The organism is Lentibacillus sediminis (assembly GCF_002763455.1).
GTDB lineage: Bacteria > Bacillota > Bacilli > Bacillales > Amphibacillaceae > Lentibacillus_D > Lentibacillus_D sediminis_A.
The window spans coordinates 1-910 of sequence record NZ_NIXK01000030.1 but is presented as its reverse complement, the minus strand read 5'-3'; the positions used below and the strand labels follow the sequence as shown (position 1 = coordinate 910).

2 protein-coding genes are annotated in these 910 nt (G+C 43.4%); both read left to right on the top strand.

The window, feature by feature from the left end:
• The coding region (locus tag CEG13_RS18990) for a hypothetical protein (protein ID WP_204758501.1) at positions 1–238 on the top strand (238 nt) is incomplete at its 5' end.
• A 17-nt stretch (positions 239–255) separates the two neighbouring features.
• On the top strand, positions 256–910 hold a 655-nt coding region (locus tag CEG13_RS18525), incomplete at its 3' end, for an IS110 family transposase (RefSeq protein WP_143469701.1).

Below are 910 nucleotides of genomic sequence, written 5' to 3'. Positions count from 1 at the left end.
CGCCCGTTCGTATTATAAGGTCAGCCAGTCATTTCTGGTTGACCTATTTTTAATGGGTTTTATGCTTGAAGTAGCCGGGGTAGAACGTTCGCGCCCGTGGGACACCGATCCCGTCCGTAATACTGTTCACCCCCTACTTGTAGAAACATGTTTGAGGCTGGTTGGGACATGGATCCCGTATAACAAGCGAAGCTATGAAACTACAAGTGGTATAGGGGCGTACCGGCGAATCTATTAAAGGAGTTGTGATCACATATGGACCCTGTTATCGGCCTGGATATCGCAAAAGGAGAAAGCCAGGTCCAAGCCTTTTTACAAAGGAAAGAAGCTTATAAACAAAGCTTTAAATTTAAACACGATTTACAAGGGCTTCATGCTTTTTATCGGTTTTATCAGGAAGTGGAACAGGTTTCCGGACAACCTCCGGCTGTCATCTTTGAATCCACTGGGCATTATCATGTGCCTGTACTCCAGTTTCTTGAAGAGCATGGCATAACGTATTATTTGATTAATCCGGTGATTTCTTATGAGGCTAGAAAAACGAGCCTGCGCAAGGTGAAAACGGACAAAATCGATGCCTTCCATCTGGGTGAGCTTTACTATAAAGAAGACCTGGAAGTCTTTCAGAAGAAAACGGAGCAGTTTTTGAATCTTCGGCAATTAACCAGACAACATAGCGCTTTAACGGATAGCTATGTTGAAATTAAGCTCCAGTTTCAGGCTGCTTTGGATCAGATTTTTCCGGAATACCATGGTGTTTTTAGTGACCTTTATGGCGGTCTCTCGTTGAACATTTTACTACAGTATCCGACTTCTTCGGATATTCAAAATGTTTCTCAAGAGGATTTGGCCAGGGAGATGCGTCAATTTGGAGCAAGGCGTTCCCATGAATGGTTTTTGCATAAAGCAT